At 70.4% G+C, this 20,533-nt stretch carries 19 protein-coding genes; 10 read left to right on the top strand and 9 right to left on the bottom strand.

The features are described from left to right. Positions 1-26: 26 nt before the first annotated feature. Positions 27-539 (top strand): NUDIX hydrolase, encoded by a 513-nt coding sequence (locus tag AAC691_RS22190; protein ID WP_342628516.1) that lies wholly within the window; start codon positions 27-29, stop codon positions 537-539. Beyond that, positions 536-892 (top strand): response regulator, encoded by a 357-nt coding sequence (locus tag AAC691_RS22185; RefSeq protein ID WP_342628515.1) that lies wholly within the window; start codon positions 536-538, stop codon positions 890-892. Before AAC691_RS22190 ends, AAC691_RS22185 begins: the two co-directional genes overlap by 4 nt. Before the next feature lie 13 nt (positions 893-905). On the opposite strand, the gene AAC691_RS22180 is transcribed toward AAC691_RS22185, so the two are convergent. Genes AAC691_RS22180 through AAC691_RS22170 form a run of 3 tightly spaced genes read right to left on the bottom strand, consistent with a single transcriptional unit; the run spans position 906 to position 4,122 of the window. Further along, entirely contained in the window at positions 906-2,507 is a 1,602-nt protein-coding gene (locus tag AAC691_RS22180; RefSeq protein WP_342628514.1) for a glycosyltransferase family 39 protein, read from the bottom strand. After that, on the bottom strand, positions 2,462-3,634 hold the full coding sequence (locus AAC691_RS22175) for a glycosyltransferase family 2 protein (protein WP_342628513.1): 1,173 nt from the start codon (positions 3,632-3,634) through the stop codon (positions 2,462-2,464). The genes AAC691_RS22180 and AAC691_RS22175 overlap by 46 nt, the downstream gene beginning before the upstream one ends. After that, entirely contained in the window at positions 3,631-4,122 is a 492-nt protein-coding gene (locus tag AAC691_RS22170) for an Lrp/AsnC family transcriptional regulator (RefSeq protein WP_176640299.1), read from the bottom strand. The genes AAC691_RS22175 and AAC691_RS22170 overlap by 4 nt, the downstream gene beginning before the upstream one ends. Positions 4,123-4,258: 136 nt before the next feature. Here AAC691_RS22170 and trxB point away from each other — a divergent pair, with 136 nt between their 5' ends. Both trxB and AAC691_RS22160 read left to right on the top strand, forming a co-directional pair. Continuing rightward, positions 4,259-5,212 carry a thioredoxin-disulfide reductase gene (gene trxB, locus AAC691_RS22165; RefSeq protein ID WP_342628512.1) on the top strand — a complete coding sequence of 318 codons (954 nt, stop codon included), beginning with the start codon at positions 4,259-4,261 and terminating at the stop codon, positions 5,210-5,212. A gap of 214 nt (positions 5,213-5,426) precedes the next feature. Further along, positions 5,427-6,326, top strand: coding sequence for a LysR family transcriptional regulator (locus tag AAC691_RS22160; protein WP_176640297.1), 900 nt, complete (start codon positions 5,427-5,429; stop codon positions 6,324-6,326). A 75-nt stretch (positions 6,327-6,401) separates the two neighbouring features. Here AAC691_RS22160 and AAC691_RS22155 read toward each other — a convergent pair whose 3' ends face one another. The 5 genes from AAC691_RS22155 to AAC691_RS22135 all read right to left on the bottom strand — a co-directional run bounded on the left by AAC691_RS22155 (position 6,402) and on the right by AAC691_RS22135 (position 9,130). Then, entirely contained in the window at positions 6,402-6,623 is a 222-nt protein-coding gene (locus AAC691_RS22155) for a hypothetical protein (RefSeq protein ID WP_176640296.1), read from the bottom strand. Positions 6,624-6,743: 120 nt separating this feature from the next. Continuing rightward, entirely contained in the window at positions 6,744-7,040 is a 297-nt protein-coding gene (locus AAC691_RS22150) for a hypothetical protein (protein ID WP_176640295.1), read from the bottom strand. A 206-nt stretch (positions 7,041-7,246) separates the two neighbouring features. Then, a complete protein-coding gene (ihfB, locus tag AAC691_RS22145; protein WP_176640294.1) occupies positions 7,247-7,546 on the bottom strand; it encodes an integration host factor subunit beta in 300 nt (99 codons plus the stop codon). Positions 7,547-7,567: 21 nt separating this feature from the next. Continuing rightward, positions 7,568-8,509, bottom strand: a complete 942-nt coding sequence (gene sppA, locus AAC691_RS22140; RefSeq protein WP_323990765.1) for a signal peptide peptidase SppA — start codon at positions 8,507-8,509, stop codon at positions 7,568-7,570. 141 nt (positions 8,510-8,650) lie between these two features. After that, the gene (locus AAC691_RS22135) at positions 8,651-9,130 is read right to left on the bottom strand and encodes a MucR family transcriptional regulator (RefSeq protein WP_342628511.1); all 480 of its coding nucleotides are present in this window, start codon (positions 9,128-9,130) and stop codon (positions 8,651-8,653) included. A 138-nt stretch (positions 9,131-9,268) separates the two neighbouring features. Here AAC691_RS22135 and AAC691_RS22130 point away from each other — a divergent pair, with 138 nt between their 5' ends. Beyond that, positions 9,269-10,249: a PfkB family carbohydrate kinase gene (locus AAC691_RS22130; protein WP_342628510.1), complete on the top strand. Its 981-nt coding sequence runs from the start codon at positions 9,269-9,271 to the stop codon at positions 10,247-10,249. 118 nt (positions 10,250-10,367) lie between these two features. On the opposite strand, the gene AAC691_RS22125 is transcribed toward AAC691_RS22130, so the two are convergent. Continuing rightward, positions 10,368-11,750 (bottom strand): amidohydrolase family protein, encoded by a 1,383-nt coding sequence (locus AAC691_RS22125; protein ID WP_342628509.1) that lies wholly within the window; start codon positions 11,748-11,750, stop codon positions 10,368-10,370. Between the two features lie 77 nt (positions 11,751-11,827). Between AAC691_RS22125 and AAC691_RS22120 the strand changes: the two genes are divergently transcribed. From AAC691_RS22120 to AAC691_RS22100, 5 genes are all read left to right on the top strand, one after another. After that, positions 11,828-14,050, top strand: a complete 2,223-nt coding sequence (locus AAC691_RS22120) for an FUSC family protein (RefSeq protein WP_408906033.1) — start codon at positions 11,828-11,830, stop codon at positions 14,048-14,050. Positions 14,051-14,199: 149 nt separating this feature from the next. Continuing rightward, entirely contained in the window at positions 14,200-15,591 is a 1,392-nt protein-coding gene (gene guaD / locus AAC691_RS22115; protein ID WP_342630308.1) for a guanine deaminase, read from the top strand. A gap of 63 nt (positions 15,592-15,654) precedes the next feature. Next, positions 15,655-16,563, top strand: a complete 909-nt coding sequence (locus AAC691_RS22110) for a LysR family transcriptional regulator (RefSeq protein WP_342628507.1) — start codon at positions 15,655-15,657, stop codon at positions 16,561-16,563. A 183-nt stretch (positions 16,564-16,746) separates the two neighbouring features. Further along, complete coding sequence (locus tag AAC691_RS22105; protein ID WP_342628506.1) at positions 16,747-19,095, top strand: TonB-dependent receptor domain-containing protein; 2,349 nt, start codon at positions 16,747-16,749, stop codon at positions 19,093-19,095. Then, positions 19,095-20,519: an amidase gene (locus AAC691_RS22100; protein WP_342628505.1), complete on the top strand. Its 1,425-nt coding sequence runs from the start codon at positions 19,095-19,097 to the stop codon at positions 20,517-20,519. Before AAC691_RS22105 ends, AAC691_RS22100 begins: the two co-directional genes overlap by 1 nt. The last annotated feature ends 14 nt before the right edge of the window (positions 20,520-20,533 follow it).

Raw genomic sequence — 20,533 nt, 5'->3', positions numbered from 1 at the left:
CGCCCGGGGCGTGGTTATATGCCTCCATGGTCGTCTCTCCTTCTGTCCCGGCCGCGATCCTCGCGGTCGTGGCGCGCGCCTCCCGCCTGCTGCTCGTCCGGCGGGCCAACCCGCCGGACCAGGGCCTCTGGGGCTTTCCCGGCGGCCGCGTCGAACATGGCGAGGGCGTCATGCAGGCCGCCGAACGCGAATTGTTCGAGGAAACCGGCCTCATCGCCCATGCCGAGGGCGTGCTGACCGCCTTCGACGTGCGGGACCCCGCCCCGGACGGCAGCCTGCGCTTCCATTACGTCATCGTCGCCATCCGCTGCGCCGATACCGGCCAGGGCACGCTCCGCGCCGGCGGCGACGCGCTGGATGCCGGCTGGTTCACCCTGGACGACATCCGCGCCGCGGCCCGACATACCAGCAACGGCGTGCTGGAACTCGGCACCCTCGCCTTGTCCCCGCGCGGCATCGCCCCCTGGCCGCGTCCCGCCCCCGCCGCCCTGCCACGCGGCACGACAATGGACATCACCGCATCGGATTGCCGCGCATGACATCACCCCGGCACGTCCTGCTGGTCGAGGACGAATCCGCCATCGCCGAACTGATCCGCACCGCGCTCGATGCCGCCGGCCTGCGCGTCACCGCCTGCCCGGGCGTGCAGACGGCCGGCCGCGCGCTGGGCCAGGCCGGCAAGGATCGCATCGACCTGGCCATCCTGGATCTGACCCTCCCCGACGGCCCGCCCGACCCGCTGGCCCGCCGGCTGGACGATGCCGGCATCCCGGTCATCGCCATCAGCGGCGACCCGGACCGCCTGACCGCCTTTCCGGTCGCCTACCGGCTGGAAAAACCCTTCCGCATCCGCGCGCTGATGGATCTGGTCACCACCGCCCTGCCCGGCTGACCCACACCCGCCCCTACGGCAGCAGCGCGGTCCGCGCGCCCGCGCCGGGCGCCAAGGTCACGCGGAACACCGCATAGCGTTCGGCCGCCACCCCGCCCCGGCCCCGCGTCAGCACGCCGACCGGCACCATGCGGGCGAACGGCCCCCGGTCCAGGTCCCGCAGCCGCCGCACGCTGCACAGGAAAATCCCCTGAAAATTCTCCTGAAAACTCTCCTGAAAATTCCCCTGGGAATTCGCTGGGCCGCCCGCCGGCGCGCGGGGCAGGTCGAACAGCGCCCAGCGCGGCTCGATCCCGATCACCCGCCGCCCCGGCAGGGCCAGGGCCAGTTCCGACGCCAGCCCGTACTCGTCCGCCGCGATGAACCCGTCCCCGCCCGCCGTCTCTCCCGCCAACCCGTCCGCAGCACGCGCCAGCGCAGGCCAGCCCGCCATCTGCCGCAGCGTGATGTCCAGATGCGGCGACAGCGCCAGCGGCGCCAGCGTCGCCTGCACATAGACCAGCAGGCTCAGCGCGAAACCGACCGCAACCGCCGCCCGCCAGAGCCGCCACGCCAGAGACGCCGCCGCGATCGCCAGGCCGGGATACAGCAGCACCGGCCAGTTCGCCTGCACCCGGTCCCCCAGCGCATGCTGCACGAACACCACGGCCGGCAGCACGCTCCAGCAGGCCAGCAGCGCGGCCCGCGCCTGCACCCGCGCGCACCGCACCGCCCGCCACAGCCCGCCGGCCAGGAACGGCGCCACCAGCGGCGTCGCCAGGCCGACCTGCCCCCCCGCCAGCTCGCCCAGAAACTGCACTGCCCGCGCCGGACGCCAGTCGCCGGTCCGCCCCCCCTGCTTGACGAAGCTCGCCCAATGATGCGCCGCATTCCACCCGATCACCGGCAGGAACAGCAGCACGGCCAGCAGCCCGGCACACCACGGCCAGGGCGTGCGCAGCCACGCCCGTCCCGCCCGGCTGCCCAGCAGCCACAGCGCCAGCCCCGCCCCCGGCAGCAGCGCGGTATATTTGCTGTCGCAGGCCAGGCCCAGCGCCGCCCCCGCCACCAGCCACCACGCACCCTGCCCGGTGGCGAACAGCCGCCCGATCGCCCACAGCGCCAGGGTGATGAAGAACAGCAGCGGCGTATCCGGCGTCATCGTCACCGCGCCGACACCCAGCGCCAGGGTCGCGTTCAGCAGCAGCCCGGCCCGCACCATGCGCCCGGCCGTCCCTCCCGCTGCTCCGCCTTCCGGCGGCCCGATCGCCAGGTCCCGCGCCGCCAGCATCAGCAACAGCGTCCCCAGCGCGGCCGACACGGGCGCCAGCAGCCGCACGCCCAGCGCCGTGTCGCCGAAGAGCGCGCAGCCGGCGCGGATCCACACCGCCACCATCGGCGGATGGTCCAGATAGCCGGGGGCCAGCGCCCGCGACCACACCCAGTAATAGGCTTCGTCGGGCGACAGCCCGCTGCACGCCGCCACCACCAGGCGCAGCACGGTCACCGCCGCCAGCGCGACCAGCCAGCCCCCCGGAACGGACCCCGTCGAGGAACGGCCCCCGTCGCCCCCGGGCGACAAGCCGCCGATCAACGCGCGCGCCAGATCAGGGTCGAGGACACCGCGTAGTTCCACACCACCGCGATCGCCGCTCCGGCCGCACCCGCCTGCCCCCACCCGCCGTCGCTGCGGAAGATGGCGCGCGCGATGCCGATATCGGCCACCGCCCCCACCGAGCAGATGGCCAGGAACAGCCCCAGCCCCAGCCACATCCGGCCGCCGCGCAGCCGGCAGTCGCGATAGGTCAGGGAATTGTTCATCCAGAAATTGGTCACCATGGCGACCAGCGTGCCGGCCCCCTGCCCGGTCGCGAAATCCACGCCCAGCCCCCGCGCCGCCGACAGCACCGCCAGGTTGACCAGAATGCCCACCAGCCCGACCAGCGCGAAGCCGACGAAGCGCACCGGCAGGAACCCGCGGCACAATTTGTCCAGCATCATCGCCAGGAACTGCAGCAGCACCAGCACGTCCAGCTTGCTTTCGCCCGCCGCGCGCGGGCGAAAGACGAACGGCACCTCCAGCACGCGCGGCCGCCGCGGCGCCGACAGAAACACGTCCAGCAGGATCTTGAACCCGGTCCCCGACAAATGCGGCACCGCCTGCGCGAACAGGTCGCGGCGCATGGCGAAGAAACCGCTCATCGGATCGCTCAGCCGTACCGGCAGCATCATCCGCACCAGCCGGATCCCGGAATCGGACAGCACGGTCCGCCAGCGATTCGCCAGCCCGGCATTGTCGCCGCCCGCCACGTGCCGGCTACCCACGGCGATGTCGTACCCGTCGCGCGCCACCGCGTCGATCAGTCGCCCCAGGCAGGATTCGTCATGCTGCATGTCGCCGTCCATCACGGCGATCACCCGCGCCGAGGACGACAGCGCCCCCTCGATCACCGCCGAGGACAGGCCCCGCCGCCCCACCCGCAGGATTCCGCGCACCCGCCCGTCCTGCTCGGCCAGTTCCCGCACCGCGTCGATCGTCCCGTCGGGCGAATTGTCGTCGACGAAGATCACTTCCCAGTCCCGTCCCGCCAGCGCGGCGGACAGGGCGGCGACCAGCGGACGCACATTGACCCGCTCGTTATAGCAGGGGACGATGATGCTGACCGCCGCAACCCGCCGGCCGGCGGCCTCCGGCGCGCCCGCCCCGGCCGTCACCGTACCCGGACGCGCACCCGAAAGAGCCGCCGACAGCGCCACGGTCATGACGGCAGGACGTGCGCCGGCAGAACGGGCACGCCCGCGCGGCTCAGCGCGGTGCGGATGGTCTGCAGGGTCTGCACCCGGCTGACATGCGGGCATTCCGTCAGGCGCCGCGTCAACTGGTTCTCATGCGCCGCGTCGCGCGCCACCAGCCGCACCAGGAAATCGCCCCCGCCGCGGATCATGTGGCATTCCCGCACCTCGGGCCATTCCGCCACCTGGTGCTCGAAGGCGCTCAGCACGCTCTCCTTCTGGCTGTCCAGCCCGATCAGCGCGAACAGCGTGATCGTCCACCCCAGGGACGCGGCATCCGTATCGGCATGATAGCCGCGAATCAGCCCCTCCTCCTCCAGCCGCCGCACCCGCCGCAGACAGGGCGGGGCGGAAATCCCCACCCGGCGCGCCAGTTCCACGTTGGTCATGCGCCCGTCTGCCTGGAGTTCGGCTACGATCCGACGGTCAATCGCATCGAGGTCCATCACTTCGGTCATATCCGTCTCAAATATTGATGGCGCACGATATGGCATGCGCCCCGCGCCGAAAAGGGCGCGCCCCACCGTTCCGCCTTGTGTCCGGCGCATCGGGCGGCCATATCCTCTGCATCCAGCACACAGCAATGCCGAGCCCATGACCCAGACCCATGCCACCGACCTGCTCGTGATCGGTGCCGGCCCCGCCGGCTACACCGCCGCCATCTATGCCGCGCGCGCCAATCTCAAACCCATCCTGGTCGCCGGACTGCAGCCGGGCGGCCAGTTGATGATCACGACGGACGTCGAGAATTATCCCGGCTTCGCCCATGGCATCCAGGGCCCCGAACTCATGGAGCAGATGGCCGCCCAGGCCGCCCATGTCGGCACGCGCATCATCCACGACATCATCACCGAATGCGCGTTCGCGGGGCGCGGCGGCGCCGCCGAACCCTTCCGGCTGGTCGGCGATTCCGGCGATATCTACCTGGCCCGCGCGGTCATCATCGCCACCGGGGCCCAGGCCAAGTGGCTGGGCATCCCCGGCGAGTCCCAGTACCAGGGCGCGGGCGTCTCGGCCTGCGCCACCTGCGACGGGTTCTTCTATCGCGGCCGCACGGTCGCGGTGATCGGCGGCGGCAACACCGCGGTGGAAGAGGCGCTGTACCTGACCCACCATGCCGAGCACGTCACCCTGATCCACCGCCGCGACAGCCTGCGCGCCGAAAAGATCCTGCAGGACCGCCTGTTCGCCAACCCCAAGGTCACGGTGAAATGGAACTGCACGGTCGATGAAATCGTCGCCACCGGCACGCCGCCCGTGGTCACCGGCGTCAATCTGCGCAACACCGCGTCGGGCGATAACGAGCACCTGCCCGTCGACGGCGTCTTCGTCGCCATCGGCCACGCCCCGAACACCGCCATCTTCCGGGGCCAGGTCGAAACCGACGACGAGGGCTACATCGTCACCAACCCGGGCGGCACCCGCACCTCGGTCCCCGGCATCTTCGCCGCCGGCGACGTCCAGGACAAGATCTACCGCCAGGCGGTCACCGCGGCGGGCACCGGCTGCATGGCGGCGCTCGAGGCCGAACGCTACCTAGTGTCCTGATTCCGAAATTCGCAAGCGAATTTCGGAATCGAAAGGACACGAGAATCAAATTTTAGTGGCCTGCTGATCCGAGAAATTCTCATAAGAATTTCTCGGGCAGGACACTGGCGGGCATGACCCCATAAAATCTTGACCGCCCCCGGTTGTTCCGCCAACCATTGCACTGATTTGACAACGGCTTTCGCCTGGCCGCAGACAGAATCGGAATCGTGCGTTGGACTGGGACAAACTCCGTATTTTCCATGCGGTGGCCGAAGCCGGATCGTTCACACATGCGGGTGACGTGCTGAATCTCAGCCAGTCGGCCGTCTCCCGCCAGATCTCGGCGCTCGAGGAAGCGCTCCAGGTCCCCCTCTTCCACCGTCACGCCCGCGGCCTGATCCTGACCGAACAGGGCGAAACCCTCAACCAGACGGTGCGCGACGTCTTCGCCAAGCTGGCGATGACCCAGTCCCTGCTGACCGAAAGCAAGGAAAAGGCGGCCGGAAGGCTGCGCGTGACCACCACCACCGGGTTCGGCACGTGCTGGCTGACCCCGCGCCTCCACCGCTTCATGGAGGCCAACCCCGACATCACCCTCACCCTGATCCTGGACGACAACGACCTGGATCTGGGCATGCGCCAGGCCGACGTCGCGGTGCGCATGCACCCGCCCCGCCAGCCGGACCTGGTACAGCGCCACCTGGCGGATTTCCCGCTGCCGGTCTACGCCGCCCCCTCCTACCTCCAGGAACACGGCACCCCCGCCACGCTGGACGACCTGGCGTCGCACAAGCTGGTGATGTTCGGCGGCTATCACCCGCCCGTCCCGCACATCAACTGGCTGGCCGAAGCCGGCGTGCCGTCGGACGAGAAGCGCCCCGCCCGGCTCGAGGTCAACAGCCTGCCCGCCATGGCCTCCGCCATCGCCTCGGGCGTCGGCATCGGCTCGATCCCGCTCTACGCGGCCGCCGCGCATCCGCACCTGGTCCGCATCCTGCCCGACGTGACGCTTCCCACGGTCGACGCCTATTTCGTCTACCCCGAGGAGCTGCGCACCTCCAAGCGCGTGGCCGTCTTCCGCGACTTCCTGCTGGCAGAAATCAACAACCGCGCCCAAGGCGCCATCACGTAAAGCGCGCCACCGCGCCGACGATCCGGCCCCGAGCAGGTCGCGCCGCCGGGGCGGCTCGCGACCGATCCGCCCGCCCTATAGCGGCTTGTGCGCCCGATCCATCAGCCGCCGCCACGCGCCGCGCATCTTGTCCGCAATCGGGCTGGACTTCACCAGGACCGGCATCTCCGCCATGCGGCGCTCGTCCTTCTCGGCCTTCCAGCGCTCGACGCTCATGCCGGCCTTGGCCGCCCGGCGCGCCTCATAGGCCCGCTTGCCGGCCCCGCTATCCTGCCCCTGGCTACCCCGATCGGCCATCGCCCGTCCCTTTCCACAAAACGCGCTACCCCCGATCCGCACGGCGCGATCCGGGCACCACGGTCCCATATCCGACATGCGCCCCGAAAGCGAGGGACGGCACGACGCACGAAATGGAACTCAGCTCCGCCGATGGGCGGTACGCCGCAACTGGCAGCGGCGGGACATGTCGCGATAATACATCGCCTGCCCGATCGGCGCGAAATAGCGGCGCCGGCCGATCGCACGCAGCTTATGGCCATGGGTGGCGATCACCGCGTCATGCGACGCGCACAGATGCGCCGCCAGGCCGGTCCGATGATGATGGGCATGGACACGATGCGGCACACGCGCCCACCCCGCCCCGCAAGCGCCCAGCGTCACGGCGAAACCCACCAGAAAACCGGAGATCACCTGCCGCACCCTGCGCCCCTTCATGGCTCGCCTATTCCATAGAGAAGGACTCATAGCAGCAGCAATCGGAACATATCAAGAACAGAACATCTGGCGCACATCAGGCGCGTACCGGCCGTCACCTGTGGCCGAACCGCCTCGGAATCCACCCGCTTCGATACCCGGATACACACGCCGGACGCAGTCCGTCCCGCCCGTTCCCACGCGCCAACACCCACGTCCCGGAACGCTCAGCCGGCGCCCTCCGCAGGGCCGCGATTCACGCGCTCGCGCAATTCCTTGCCGGCCTTGAAGAACGGCACGACCTTCTCATCCACCGACACCATCTCGCCGGTCCGGGGGTTGCGCCCGGTGCGGGCATCGCGCTTCTTGACGGTGAACGCGCCGAAACCGCGCAGTTCCACCCGATCGCCGCGCGCCAACGCGGCGCTGATCTCGTTGAAGATCGTCTGCACGATCAGTTCCACGTCACGGCTGAGCAAATGCGGATTCGCCGCAGCCAGCTCGGCGATCAGCTCCGATTTGGTCATCCCGCACCTCCCGAATGCACGTCAAGGTTTCCAGATCGCAACAGCCCCGTCAAGCGCAACACCTTGCGAAACCACACTTCCTGCCCACTCATCCCCCAGGATGACGCGCAGCATTCCGTGCATCAGCCGCAATCTCCAGTCGCGCGGCCCGGCCACTTTCAGCTCCTCGACCGGGACCGTCGGCGGCAGGTGCAGCCGGCTCGCCAGCCACGCCTTGGCCTCCCGCTCGCCGCCGATCTGGTCGATCAGCCCCAGCGCCAGCGCCTGCCGCCCGGTATAGGGCCTGCCATCGGCCAGCGCACGCACCCTCTCGACCGGCATATGGCGGCCCTGCGCCACCATCGTGACGAACTGGTCGAACAGGTCCGCCACCAATCCCTGCAGCATCTGCCGCCCCTCGGGCGACAGGGGCTGTACGGCCGACGGCTGCCCCTTCATCGGTCCCGAGACGAGCTGGTCCACCTTCACCCCCACCTTGTCCAGCAGGGACGACACGTCGGGCGCCTCCATGATCACCCCGATCGACCCGGTCAGGGTCGATCGCGTGGCGAACAGCCGCTGCGCCGGCACCGAGATCATATAGCCGGCCGAGGCCGCCGTCCCGCCCATCGCCACCGCCACCGGCTTGCGCGCGGCGAAGCGGGCCACCGCGTCATGCAGCGCCTCGCCGCCGCTGACCGCGCCGCCCGGGCTGTCGACATCCAGGATCATCCCGCGCACGGCCCGATTCTCCGCCGCCTTGTCGATCAGGGCGACCTGCCTGCTCACGTCCGATCCGATCACGCCGGTCACCCGCACCCGCACCAGGTGCGGCCGCGCCGTCAGCGTCCCGCCCTGCAGCAGCGACCGCCCGCCGACGCCGGTCAGCGCCAGCACGAAGGCCGCCACGGCCGCGACCCGCCAGAACAGCAGGCGCCGCCGCAGCCGCAGCCGGTCGACCATCAGGTCCGGATCGACGCTCATCGGCTGTCTCCCTCCCCGATGCCCCGCCGGCCGGCGGCCGCCCGGCGCGCCGCCGCCAACCCTGCCGCCGGATCCCCCGCCGCCGGATCCACTGCAAAACCCGCCACCGGCGCCGGGGCGCGATCGGTCACGCGCATCGCCTTACAGCGCGGCGGGCTTGCGTCCGCGCCGGGCCGGCTTGGGCGCCGCCGCCTCGGGGGCGACCGCTTCCTCGGTGGTCGCGGTGATCTTGCGGCCCAGCCCGATCTCACGCGCCAGCGTGGAACGCCGCTCGGCGTAATTCGGTGCCACCATCGGATAATCCGCCGGCAGGCCCCAGCGTTCACGATATTGTTCCGGCGTCATGCCATAGGCGCTCTGCAGATGCCGCTTCAGCATCTTCAGCTTCTTCCCGTCCTCCAGACAGATCACATAGTCCGGGAAGACCGAGCGTTTGATCGGCACCGCCGGCTGCAGTTTCTCGGGCTCGGGCGCCGCCTGCCCCAGCGACGTCAGGGCCTGGTAGACCTGTCGGATCAGGTCCGGAACGCCATCGGCCATGACGGAGTTGTTCGAGAGATGAGCCGACACGATCTGTGCCGTCAGTTCCAGCAAGGAGGCATCCTGCTCAATGTCCGACATAGCGATTTCCCATTTCTTTCGTTTATTATTCCAGTTGCGATTCGCATCACGTTTCTAATATGACGCATACGGAAATCATAAGGTCATCAAATATTTAATACAATGACCTTTTCAAATTTTAACGAAAGCCCCCAACCAATGGCCGAACGCCCAAGTAAATGTCACCCGCTGGTCGTATTCGGCAGCGTCAATATCGACATGGTGGCTCGCCTGCACACCCTGCCCGTCCCCGGCGAGACCCTGCATGCCCAGGGCGCGCATCTCGGCCTCGGTGGCAAGGGCGCCAACCAGGCCGTGGCCGTGGCCCGCCTGGGTGCGCCGGTCACCCTGGCCGGCCGGATGGGCGACGACATGTTCGCCGGCTTCGCCGCAGACGCGCTGCGCCGCTTCGGCGTATCCGATTCGCACCTGTTCCGCGCGCCCGCCCAGATGACCGGCCTGGCCATGATCTGCACCGACGCGGCCGGCGAAAACACCATCGTGGTCGCGGGCGGCGCCAACCTGGCCATGGACGACACCGACGTGGCGCGCCTCGCAGCGTGCCTCACGCCCGATTCGATCGTGCTGATGCAATGCGAAATCCCGCTGCCCGTCCTGCTCGCGGCGGCGCGGCGGGCCGCCGCCCTCGGCGCCACGCTCATCCTCGATCCGGCGCCGGTGCCCCCGGGCGGCCTGCCGGACGAGGCCTTCCGCCTCGCCACGCTCATGACCCCCAACGAAACCGAAACCGAACGCCTCACCGGCATCCGCCCGCACGATCCCGACAGCGCGCGCCGCGCCGCCCACGCGCTGCACTCGCGCGGCCTGCGCCAGGCGATCGTCAAACTGGGCGCCCAGGGCGTGTTCTTTTCCGACGATACGCGACAGGACGACACACGGCAGAACGGCCCCCGCCAGGGCTTCGTCCGCCCCTTCCGGGTCACGGCGATCGACAGCGTCGCGGCGGGCGACTGCTTCAATGGCGGCCTGGCCGTCGCCCTCGCCCGCGGCCAGGACCTGGCGGCGGCCACCCGCTTCGCCGCCGCCTGCGGCGCGCTGGCCACGACGCGCAAGGGCGCATCCGATGCCGCCCCCACCCTGGCCGAAGTCGAATCGCTCCTCGCCGCCCAGCCCGAATGACCCGCCCGGTGAAATCCGTCACCCTCATAGCCTAACTGGACAGAAGCTACAGAAAACGCGCGTCGGATCGCCGGTCGCAGGGCTTGCGATACAGCCCCTCAGACGATCAGGTCGCCGGCTAGGCCGCAGCCGGCACCGCCTGCGTGCGCAGCACGCCGCCGGTCCAGACATCGGCGATATTCGCGCGCGACGCGGTATACAGCACCGCGCCCAGCAGGTCCTCGTCGCTCTCCCCGCCCCACAGCCGCACCGTGCCCAGCGGCGCATCGGGGTCGATGCGCAGCACGTCGAAATGCTGCCCGCGCGCGAAACTCCCCACCGGCAGGTCCAGCGCCGCGCCGCCGCCCGCCGTCGCCAGGTGAAAGGCCGTCAGCATATCCACCGCCGCCCCCGGCCGGCCGCGCTCCGCCGCCGGACGGGCGGGGTCCACCCCGTCCTGCAACATGCGCGACGCCGCCACCGTCATGCGCATCGCCGCCAGCAGCGAGGCCGACGGCCCGCCCGCGATGTCCGTTCCCAGTCCCACCCGCACCCCCTTGGCCAAGGCCGCGCGCAACGGAAAGACCGCATTGGCGAACCACGCGTTCGACAGCGCGCAATGCGCCACCGCCCCGCCCCGCAGCGCGACCCGCTCCATGTCGGGGCCGGTCATGAAATTGGCATGCGCCAGCACGGTACGCCGGGTCAGCAGCCCGAAACCGTCCAGCACCGCCACGTCGCTCCGCCCGAACCGCGCCTGGCCGTAATCGCGCGCCCAGTCGCTCTCGCAGCAATGGGTCTGCACGTGGCAGCCGCTTTCCTCGGCCATCCGCCCCAGCGCGCGCAGCATCCCGTCGGTGCAGGACGGCAGGAATCGCGGCGTGATCACCGGCCGCACCATGCCGTCCGCGCCCGCCCGCGCGCGGATATGCGCCGCCACCGCCCGCGTCGCCTCCAGCCCCGCCTCGACCGATTCGTCGCGATAGAAATCGGGGCACTGCTCGGGATTGTCCATCACCACCCGGCCCACCAGCGCCCGCTGCCCGGCCTCCAGACAGGCATCGGCCAGTTCGCAGGTCGCGTCGGCATGACGGCTGGCGAAATACAGCGCCGTCGTCGTCCCCTGCGCCAGCAGGTCGCCCACCAGCCGCCGATAGACGCGCCGCGCGAACAGCCTGTCCGCGTACCGCGCCTCCAGCGGAAACGTGTAACGCTGCAGCCAGACCTCCAGCGACTGGTCCAGCCCCTTGCCCAGTTGCGGATATTGCGGCGCATGCACATGCAGATCGACCAGCCCGGGCAGCAGCAGGCCCGGCAGCCTCACCAGCCGCCCCGCCTGCTGTGCCAGCGCGCCCGCCGCCTGGTGCCCCGGCGTGCCGGCCCGGTGCACGGCGGCGATCACCCCGTCCGGGCCGATCTCCACCAGCCCGCCGGCCATCCGCTCCAACGCGCCGGCGCGCGGGGCATGGAACCAATCCCCCGCCACCACGCACCCCCGCAGATCCCCTGCCGGCCGCACCATCCTGCCCCCTCCGCGCCGCATCCTCCCGGCTCGGCCACCCGGCGCCCCTGCCGCCCCGAATGGCTGCTCCGCGATATATGCGCTCTCGCCCGTGTTACCTCACGTACGCTTTTAATTTATCACCAGACATCCCCTCCGTCAGATCCCCCCGTCGTGCCGAAGGTCGCATCGTGTCTCCGTCCTCCGCTTTCTCCCTGCCGGCGCGGCTGAAATGGCTCTACGCCCCCAGTGCCGAGGCCGCGATCTTCGCGCTGCGCACCACCGTCGCGGCCCTGCTGGCGCTGATGATCGCCCTGTGGATGGAACTGGACAGCCCGCAATGGGCGCCGATGACGGTCTGGATCGTCGCCCAGGGCTCGCGCGGCGAAAGCCTGTCCAAGGCCCGCTGGCGCCTGGTCGGCACCGCCGTCGGCGCCGTCGCCGCCGTGGCGCTGACCGCCGCCTTCCCCCAGGCGCCATGGCTGTTCGTTCCCGCGATCGGCCTGTGGATCGGCCTGTGCGCGGGCCTCGCCACCCTGGTGCGGAATTTCCGCGCCTACGCGCTCGTCCTCTCGGGCTATACCTGCGCCATCATCGCGTTCGACGCCATCCGCAGCCCCGACGACGTTTTCCTGATCGCGCTCTCGCGCTCGACCTACATCGTGCTGGGCATCGCCTGCGAAGGCCTGGTGGCCGGCCTCTTCTCGCCCGACCTGGCCGACACCGCCCGCCGCAAGATCCGCGCGACGCTGCAGACCGCCCTGTCCGGCGGCACGGCCGCCATCGCCGACCTGCTGGCCGGCGACGAACAGGCCTTCACCCGCTCGCGCGCCCTGTTCGGCACCATCCTCGCCATCAACGACCAGATCGAGTTCAGCGAGGTCGAAATGGGCCCCCACGGGCACGAGGGCGACCACGCCCGCGCCGCCCTCGCCTCGGTCTCGGTCCTGCTCTCGCGCGGCCTGGGCATGGCGGCGCGGCTGCGCGCCCTCGGCCCCCCGCCCCCCGCCTTCGCCGACACCGCCGCCCAGGTCCGCGCCTATCTGCTCGGCCTGCCCCCGCGCCTGCGGCACGACCGGGACATTCCCGCCGCGCTCGCCGATCTGCGCGCCCTGCGCGGCACCTGCCGCCAGCGGATCATCGACGCGCTGACCGAGGAAACCGGCACAGGCAACCCTCCGGGCGGCCCCGCGATCCAGGCCCTGCTCGACCTGCGCATCCTGCACAGCGCGCTCGAGGAACTGCTGGCCGAACTCCAGCAGGCGATCGAGGAATTCGCGGCCGCCCAGCACAGCATCCGCGGCGACCATTTCCGTTTCCGCCTGCACGCCCATCGCGACCTGGCACAGGCCGCGCGCAACGGCGTGCGCGCGGCCTGCGCCATCATCGCCGCCGGCCTGGTCTGGGAACTCACCGCCTGGTCCAGCGGCCAGGGATTCGTCACCCTGGTGGCGATCACCTGCGGCCTGTTCGCCACCCGAGAAAACCCGGTGCTGGGCACGCTCAGCTTCCTGCGCGGCGCCGCCTGGGCGGTCGCCGCCGCCGGCGTGCTGGCTCTGGCGCTGCTGCCGCGCCCGGCCGATTTCGAAATTCTGGCGGCCTGCCTGGCCCTGCCGATGTTCGTCGGCGGCCTCGCCGCGCGCAACCCGGCCACCGCCGGAGCGGCGGCGTCCTACACGCTGTTCCTGCCCAACCTGATCGCCCCCTCCAACCAGGGCCGGCTGGACGAGATCGCCTTCTTCAACGGCGCCTTCACCCTGCTGTGCAGCATCGGCTTCGCCGTCCTGATGTTCCGCCTGCTCCTGCCCTTCAGCAGCGCCCAGGAACGCGGCCGCATGCGCGTGCGCAACCTGCGCGACCTGCGCCATCTGGCCACCGCCACCCCGCTGCCCCGGACCGGCGACTGGATCGGCGGCAATATCGACCGGTTCTCCCGCCTGATCCGCCATGCCGGCCCCACCCCCACCCCGACCATCGAGGCCTATCTGCAAGGCACGCTCGCCGCGATGACGATCGGGCTGAACATCATCCGCCTGCGCGCCCTGCTCGCCCGCGACCAGGTGCCGGCCCATGCCAGGCGGCCGATCCTGCTGGTGATCGGCCGCATGGCCCAGTTCACCGGCCGCTACGGCCGCACCGCCCGCGCGGCCCGCGCCGCCACCGCCGGCCTGCGGCGGATCGAATCGCGCACGGCCAATCTCGGCGCACGCGTCGAAATGACCCGCGCCATCGCCTACCTGCTGGTCATTTCCTACGAGCTGGACGCCAACAGCGCCTTCCTCGACGCCTCACGCCCCTTCCCCGCCGAACGCGGCGGCTGATACGCCGTCCCCCGCTCGTCTCCCGGACCACCCTTCCCCCAGGCCGCCGAAACGGGCAAAACCGGCCGATCGCCGCCTCCAAGTCCCGCGCTTTCAGCCCCGAGTTCCCTGGCCCCCAAGTCCCAAGCCCCGAGTCTCAAGCCATGACCATGACCGCGCCGCCCGCCGCCCCCGCGCGCCACGCCCCCAGGCGCCAGGCCCCCGTGCGCCACGCCTTGCGCGGCCGGGCCGTCACCTTCCGCGCCGACCCGTTCCAGGACGGCCCGACCGCCGCCCTGGTCCACGAACCCGACGCGCTGATCGTGATCGAAGACGGGCATATCACCGCCTTCGGCCCCCATGACGCGCTGCGCCCCACGCTGCCCGAGGGCACGCCGGTCACCACCTATCCTCGCGCCGTCATCTCGGCCGGCTTCGTGGACACCCATGTCCATTATCCGCAATTGCCGATGATCGCCGCCTATGGCGAGCAATTGCTGGAATGGCTGGAACGCTACACCTTCCCCACCGAGGCCCGCTACGCCGACGCCGGCTATGCCGCCCGCGTCGCCCGCCGCTTCCTGCGCGAATTGCTGCGCGCGGGCACCACCACCGCCGCCGTCTATTGCACCGTCCATCCCCAGTCGGTCGACGCGTTCTTCACCGAATCCGCGCGGCTCGACACCCGCATGGTGGCGGGCAAGGTGCTGATGGACCGCAACGCCCCCGACGCGCTGCGCGACACCGCCCAGGGCGGCTACGACGATTCGCTGGCCCTGATCGACCGCTGGCACGGAAACGGGCGGCAGCTCTACGCCGTCACCCCCCGCTTCGCCGCCACCAGCACCGAGCGGCAGCTCGACCTCGCCGGCAGCCTGCTGCGCCAGCGCGATGGCCTGTTCATGCAGACCCACCTGTCCGAGAACGTGGCCGAGGTCGAATGGATCCGCCGGCTCTTCCCCAGCCGGCGCTCCTATCTCGACGTCTACGCCCATGCCGGCCTGGTCGGCCCGCGCGGCGTGCTGGGCCATGGCGTGCATGTGGACGAGGATACGTTCCACACCTGCCACGCCACCGGCTGCGCCATGGCCCATTGCCCGACCTCCAACCTGTTCCTCGGCAGCGGCGCCTTCCGCCTGTTCGACGCGCTCGACCCGCGCCGCCCGGTCCGCGTCGGGCTCGGCACCGACATGGGCGCCGGCACCAGCCTGTCGCAGCTCCAGACCCTGAACGAGGCCTACAAGGTCGCCCAGTCCACCGGCCGCCGCCTGCACCCCGTCCAGGCCTTCTGGCTGGCGACCGCCGGCGGGGCCCGCTCGCTCCATCTCGACGACCGGATCGGCACGATCGCCCCGGGGATCGAGGCCGATCTCTGCGTGCTGGACCCGTACGCCACCCCGCTGATGGCCCAGCGGGCCGAGGAATGCGATACGATCGAGGACCTGCTCTTCGTGCTCATGATGCTGGGCGACGACCGCAGCGTCCGCGCGACCTACGTCGCCGGCGCCCTCGCCCACGACCGCGACCACGACCGCGACCGCGACGCCCCTCCGGCTGAATGACGCCCCCGGCCGAACCTGTCGGATAAACTTGCCGAACAAGGAAGATTTCTTCCGGGAGAACCCATGCAGATCCGCGCCCTGCGCCTGCTCGTCGAACTGGCCGAGGCCCGCTCGATCCGCCAGGTCGCGCGGCGGCACGGCCTGTCGGCCACCGCCATCGTCCGGCAGATCGACCAGATCGAGCATTTCTTCGGCACCCCCCTGTTCGAGCGCGATGAACGCGGCATCCGCGTGACCGAGGCCGGGCGCCTGGTCGCCGAACGGGCCCGGGCGGTGCTCTTCCAGATCGACGACATCCACGCCCTGCTGGACGACATGCGCGGCCTCAGGCGCGGCCAGATCACCATCCAGGTCAGCGGCGGCGTCGTGGCCGGCCTGGTCTCGCCGATGATGCACGATCTGCAGACGCACCATCCCGGCCTGCGCTTCTCCGTCGCGGTCTCCAGCGCCGCCGAGGTCATCGCCGCCATCCGCGCCGGCCGCGCCGAGCTGGGGGTGACGATGTTCGTGCCCGACGACGCGCGGCCGCTGATCCGCATGTCGCGCCCGATCACCCATGCCGCCATCGTCGGGCCCAATCACCCCCTGGCCGGCCGCGACGCGGTCGGCATGCGCGACCTCGCCGCCCAGCGCCTCGCGCTGCCCGACCCGTCCTTCGGGCTGCGCCAGTGGCTCGAACGCGCCGCCAGCCGCATCGGCGTGCGGCTGGACCCGGTCTTCGTCACCGCCTCGCTGGACATGCAGCGCGAACTGGCGATCCGCGACGCCGCGGTCCTGGTCCTCCCCCCCTCCTGCTGCCGCAGGGAAATCGACGCCGGATTGCTGCGCGCCGTCCCGCTCGCCGCCGACTGCGCCATCGACACCACGCTCGACATCGCCTGCCAGCCCGGCCGCCGCCTGCCCTTCGCGGCCCGTGCCCTCATGCGCGCGATCGAACGCGTCATGGCCGATGACCGCCGCCCCCCGGTCTGAACGGCACAAGAGACGACTGACACAAGGGACGACTGACACAAGGGACGACTGGCACAAGGGACGATCGGCAGTGTCACGCAAAACGATACACACCCGACACAAATTCGGACTCCGTCCCGCCCGCCCGTCTCCGCTATCGTTGCATCAACGGATCGAAATCCCACCCCAGCCGGAGGCCCACCCGTGACCGCGCCATCCGTCCCCGCCCCCCGCGCCGCCTGGCGCGCCGCCGGCCACCTGCTCGGCCTGCTCGCCGGCACCGCCCTCGCTTCCCAATCCGCCCATGCCCGGCAGGCCCCCCAGACACTTCCCCACACACTTCCCCACACGCCCTCCCGGGCGGCGCCCGCGCACCACGCGCTCCCGCCGAAATCCGCCAGCCCGCCCGCCGGCGCACTGGAACAGATCACCGTCACCTCCGAACGGCGGCGCCAGAGCGCGCAGAATGTCGGCATTTCCGTCAGCGTGCTCAGCGGAAAGGAACTGGCGGCCCGCAACGTCAATGACGTGTTCGGCCTGCAATATCTCACCCCCTCGCTGCAGGTGACGCCGCAATTCGGCTCGGGCCAGCCTTCCTTCACCATTCGCGGCGTCGGCTTCAACGATTACGGCTCGGGCAACGCCTCCCCGGTCGGCGTCTATATCGACGAGGTCGCGAACCCGATCCCCTACGCCACCAACGGGCTGATGTTCGATGTCGCCCGCGTCGAGGTCCTGCGCGGCCCGCAGGGCACGCTCTATGGCCGCAACACCACGGGCGGCGCCATCAACTACGTGCTCAACCAGCCGACCGACCGGTTCGCCGCCGGCGCCACCGTCCAGTACGGCTCCTTCGCGGCCCAGAAATATGACGGATATGTCTCGGGTCCGGTGGCGCGCGGCATCCGCATGCGCCTCGCGGGCGAAAGCCAGCAGGGCGGCGCCTGGCAATATACCGATACCGGCCTGCATCTCGGCAATGTCGACCGCACCGCCCTGCGCCTGCTGACCGACATTCAACTGGCCGACACGCTCAAGGCGCGGATCGACCTGCATGGCAGCCTCGACCGCTCCGACGCCGCCGGCCTGCATCTCTACGCGCCCCTGACCACGATCGCCGCCTACAATCCGGGCGGCCCGGTCTTCCCCGCGGACAGCGCGCGCGACATCACCCGCTGGGGCACGTCGCCGCAATTCGCCGCCCTGGCCGGCATCCGTCCCGACCAGAAGCCCTATCACCATATCGATGTCGGCGGCGCCAGCATCCGCCTGGACCAGGATTTCTCCTTCGCCACCCTCAGCAACCTCGCCGGCTACGATGTCAGCAGCCGGCGCGAATACGACAATTTCGACGCCTCGTCGCTGAACGTCGCCGACGTCGCCTTCAACACCCGCTCCAACGTGTTCCAGGACGAACTCCGCCTGGTCTCCAGGGGCGACCACCGGCTCAACTGGATCGCCGGCCTCTATTACGCCAACGAATATCTCGCCGATCAGTATCTTTCCGGGTTTCAAGAGGCATTCCACGTCGACCAGGGCGTCTTCTACAGCCAGATCGTCAACACCGTCAGCGGCTTCGGCCAGGCGACCTGGCGCATCACGCCCAACCTGCATCTGACCGGCGGCCTGCGGCTCGAGCACGAGGCCCGCGATCTGCAGGATTACCGCGCCTTTTCCTTCGACGACGCCGGCAACGTCACCAATCCCGGCAATGTCGTGCGCCGGCGCTCGCTGCTCTACACCCTGCCGTCATGGAAGGTCGAACTGCAATACACCCCGTCGCGGACCGACATGCTCTATGTCTCGATCTCGCAGGGCATCAATTCGGGCGGCTTCACCACCTACAACACGTCCAACGCCTACGCCTCCTCCAACCCCTACCAGCCGGAGAAGCTGCTGGCCTACGAAATCGGCAACAAGCTGGACATCCCGCGCGCCCATCTGCGCCTGAACGTCTCCGCCTTCTACTATGACTATCGGGACGAACAGATCCTGGGCGCCGCGGTCAATGCGCAGGCCGGACTGATCGGCGCCATCGTCAACGCCCCGCGCTCGCACCTGGCCGGCGGCGAGTTCGAGGCCGACTGGTCGCCCCTGCCCGGCCTGCTGCTCACCCAGTCCGGCGGCTGGGCCGTGGGACAGTTCGACCGGTTCCAGGCCGTCTACAGCGACTACCGGGTCGGCAACGTCTTCTACCCGATCTACCAGAACCGGCGCGGCGACGCCCTGCCCGCCCCCAAGCTCACCTTCAACGGCTCGGCCACCTATCGCTGGGCCTGGGGCCGCTACGATCTCAGCCTGGGCATGAATTACAGCCTGCGCAGCACCTATCGCTCGCTGTTCGGCCCGCTCTACAATGTCGCCGGCTATACGATCTGGGGCGCCACCGCCTCCTTCGCGCCGCATGCGGGGCACTGGAGCCTCAGCGCCTTCGGCAACAACATCTTCGACAAGCGCTACGACATCGAACGCAATTTCTTCCTGGTCGGCGACGACATCGCGCTCGCCGGCATGCCCGCCACCTACGGCATCCGGCTCGGAGCCAGCTTCTAATGACCGCACTTCACGCCCTCGACACGGCCGGCCTGCTGGACGGCTACCGCACGGGCCGCTTTACCCCGCGTGAGGCGATGCAGTCGGTGCTCGACCGCATCGCGGCCTGGGAATCCCTGCCCCCGGACCGCCGTCCCGGCGGATTATGCTTCCCCGACCCCGAGGGCGCGCTGCACGCCGCCGACGCCTCCGGCGCGCGCTGGCGGCGCGGCGCGCCCGCCGGCCCGCTCGACGGCGTCCCCGCCACCATCAAGGAACTGATCGCCAGCAAGGGCGTCCCCGTCCCCCAGGGCTGCGCCGCCTTCGACCCCGCGCCCGCCGAGGCCGATTCCCCCGTCGCCGCCCGCCTGCGCGAAGCCGGGGCGATCCTCTTCGCCCGCACCACCGTGCCCGATATCGGCATGCTGTCCTCGGGCCTGTCCAGCCTCTATCCGCTCACCCGCAACCCGTGGGACCTCGCCACCAATCCCGGCGGCTCCAGCGCCGGCGCCGCCACCGCCGCCGCCGCGGGCTACGGACCGCTGCATGTCGGTACCGATATCGGCGGCTCGGTGCGCCTGCCGGCGGCCTGGTGCGGGCTGGTGGGCTTCAAGCCCTCCTTCGGCCGCATCCCGATCGACCCGTACTATGTCGGGCGCTGCGCCGGCCCGATGACCCGCACCGTCGACGACGCGGCGCGGCTGATGGCGGTGCTGACCCAACCCGACCCGCGCGACGCCACCGCCCTGCCCTATCAGCAGATCGACTGGGACAGCCCCGGCACGGGCCCGGCCGGCCTGCGCGTCGGCCTCATGCTCGATGCCGGCTGCGGCATGACGCTCGACCCGGAAATCGCCGAAGCCGTCACCGCCGCCGCCCGATCGTTCCAGGCCGCCGGCGCCACCCTCGTCCCGGTCCCCCCGGTGATGGACGACGCGGTTCTCAACGGCATCGACCGCTATTGGCAGGCCCGGGCCTGGGCCGAACTCTCCCGCCTACCCGACGACCGCCGGGCCCGCGTGCTGCCCTATATCCTGGCCTGGGCCGGCCAGGGCGCCACCGTCTCGGGGGTCGAGGCGATCGACGGCTTCGGCTGCACCTTCACCCTGCGCCGGCGCTGCGCCGATCTGTTCCGGACGGTCGACATCGTGCTCTCGCCGACCACCCCCAACCTGTCCTTCCCGGCGGAATACGCCTCCCCGCTCGACGATCCCGCCCGCCCCTTCGCCCATATCGCCTACACCCTGCCCTGGAACATGTCCGAACAGCCGGCCATCTCGCTCAATTGCGGCTTCTCGCGCGGCGGCACGCCGATCGGGCTGCAGATCGTCACCCCCCGCTTCGCCGACGGGCTGGCCCTGCAACTGGCCCGCTGGTTCGAAACCACCTACGGTGCCGTCACCACCTGGCCCGAACCGCCCCTCTCCTGCCCCGACCTCACCTGACCCGCTCCGATCCC

It is taken from the genome of Nguyenibacter vanlangensis (assembly GCF_038719015.1).
Taxonomy (GTDB): Bacteria; Pseudomonadota; Alphaproteobacteria; order Acetobacterales; family Acetobacteraceae; genus Gluconacetobacter; species Gluconacetobacter vanlangensis.
Note: the sequence above shows the minus strand (reverse complement) of the source record. Positions and strands in the feature narration are given on the sequence as shown.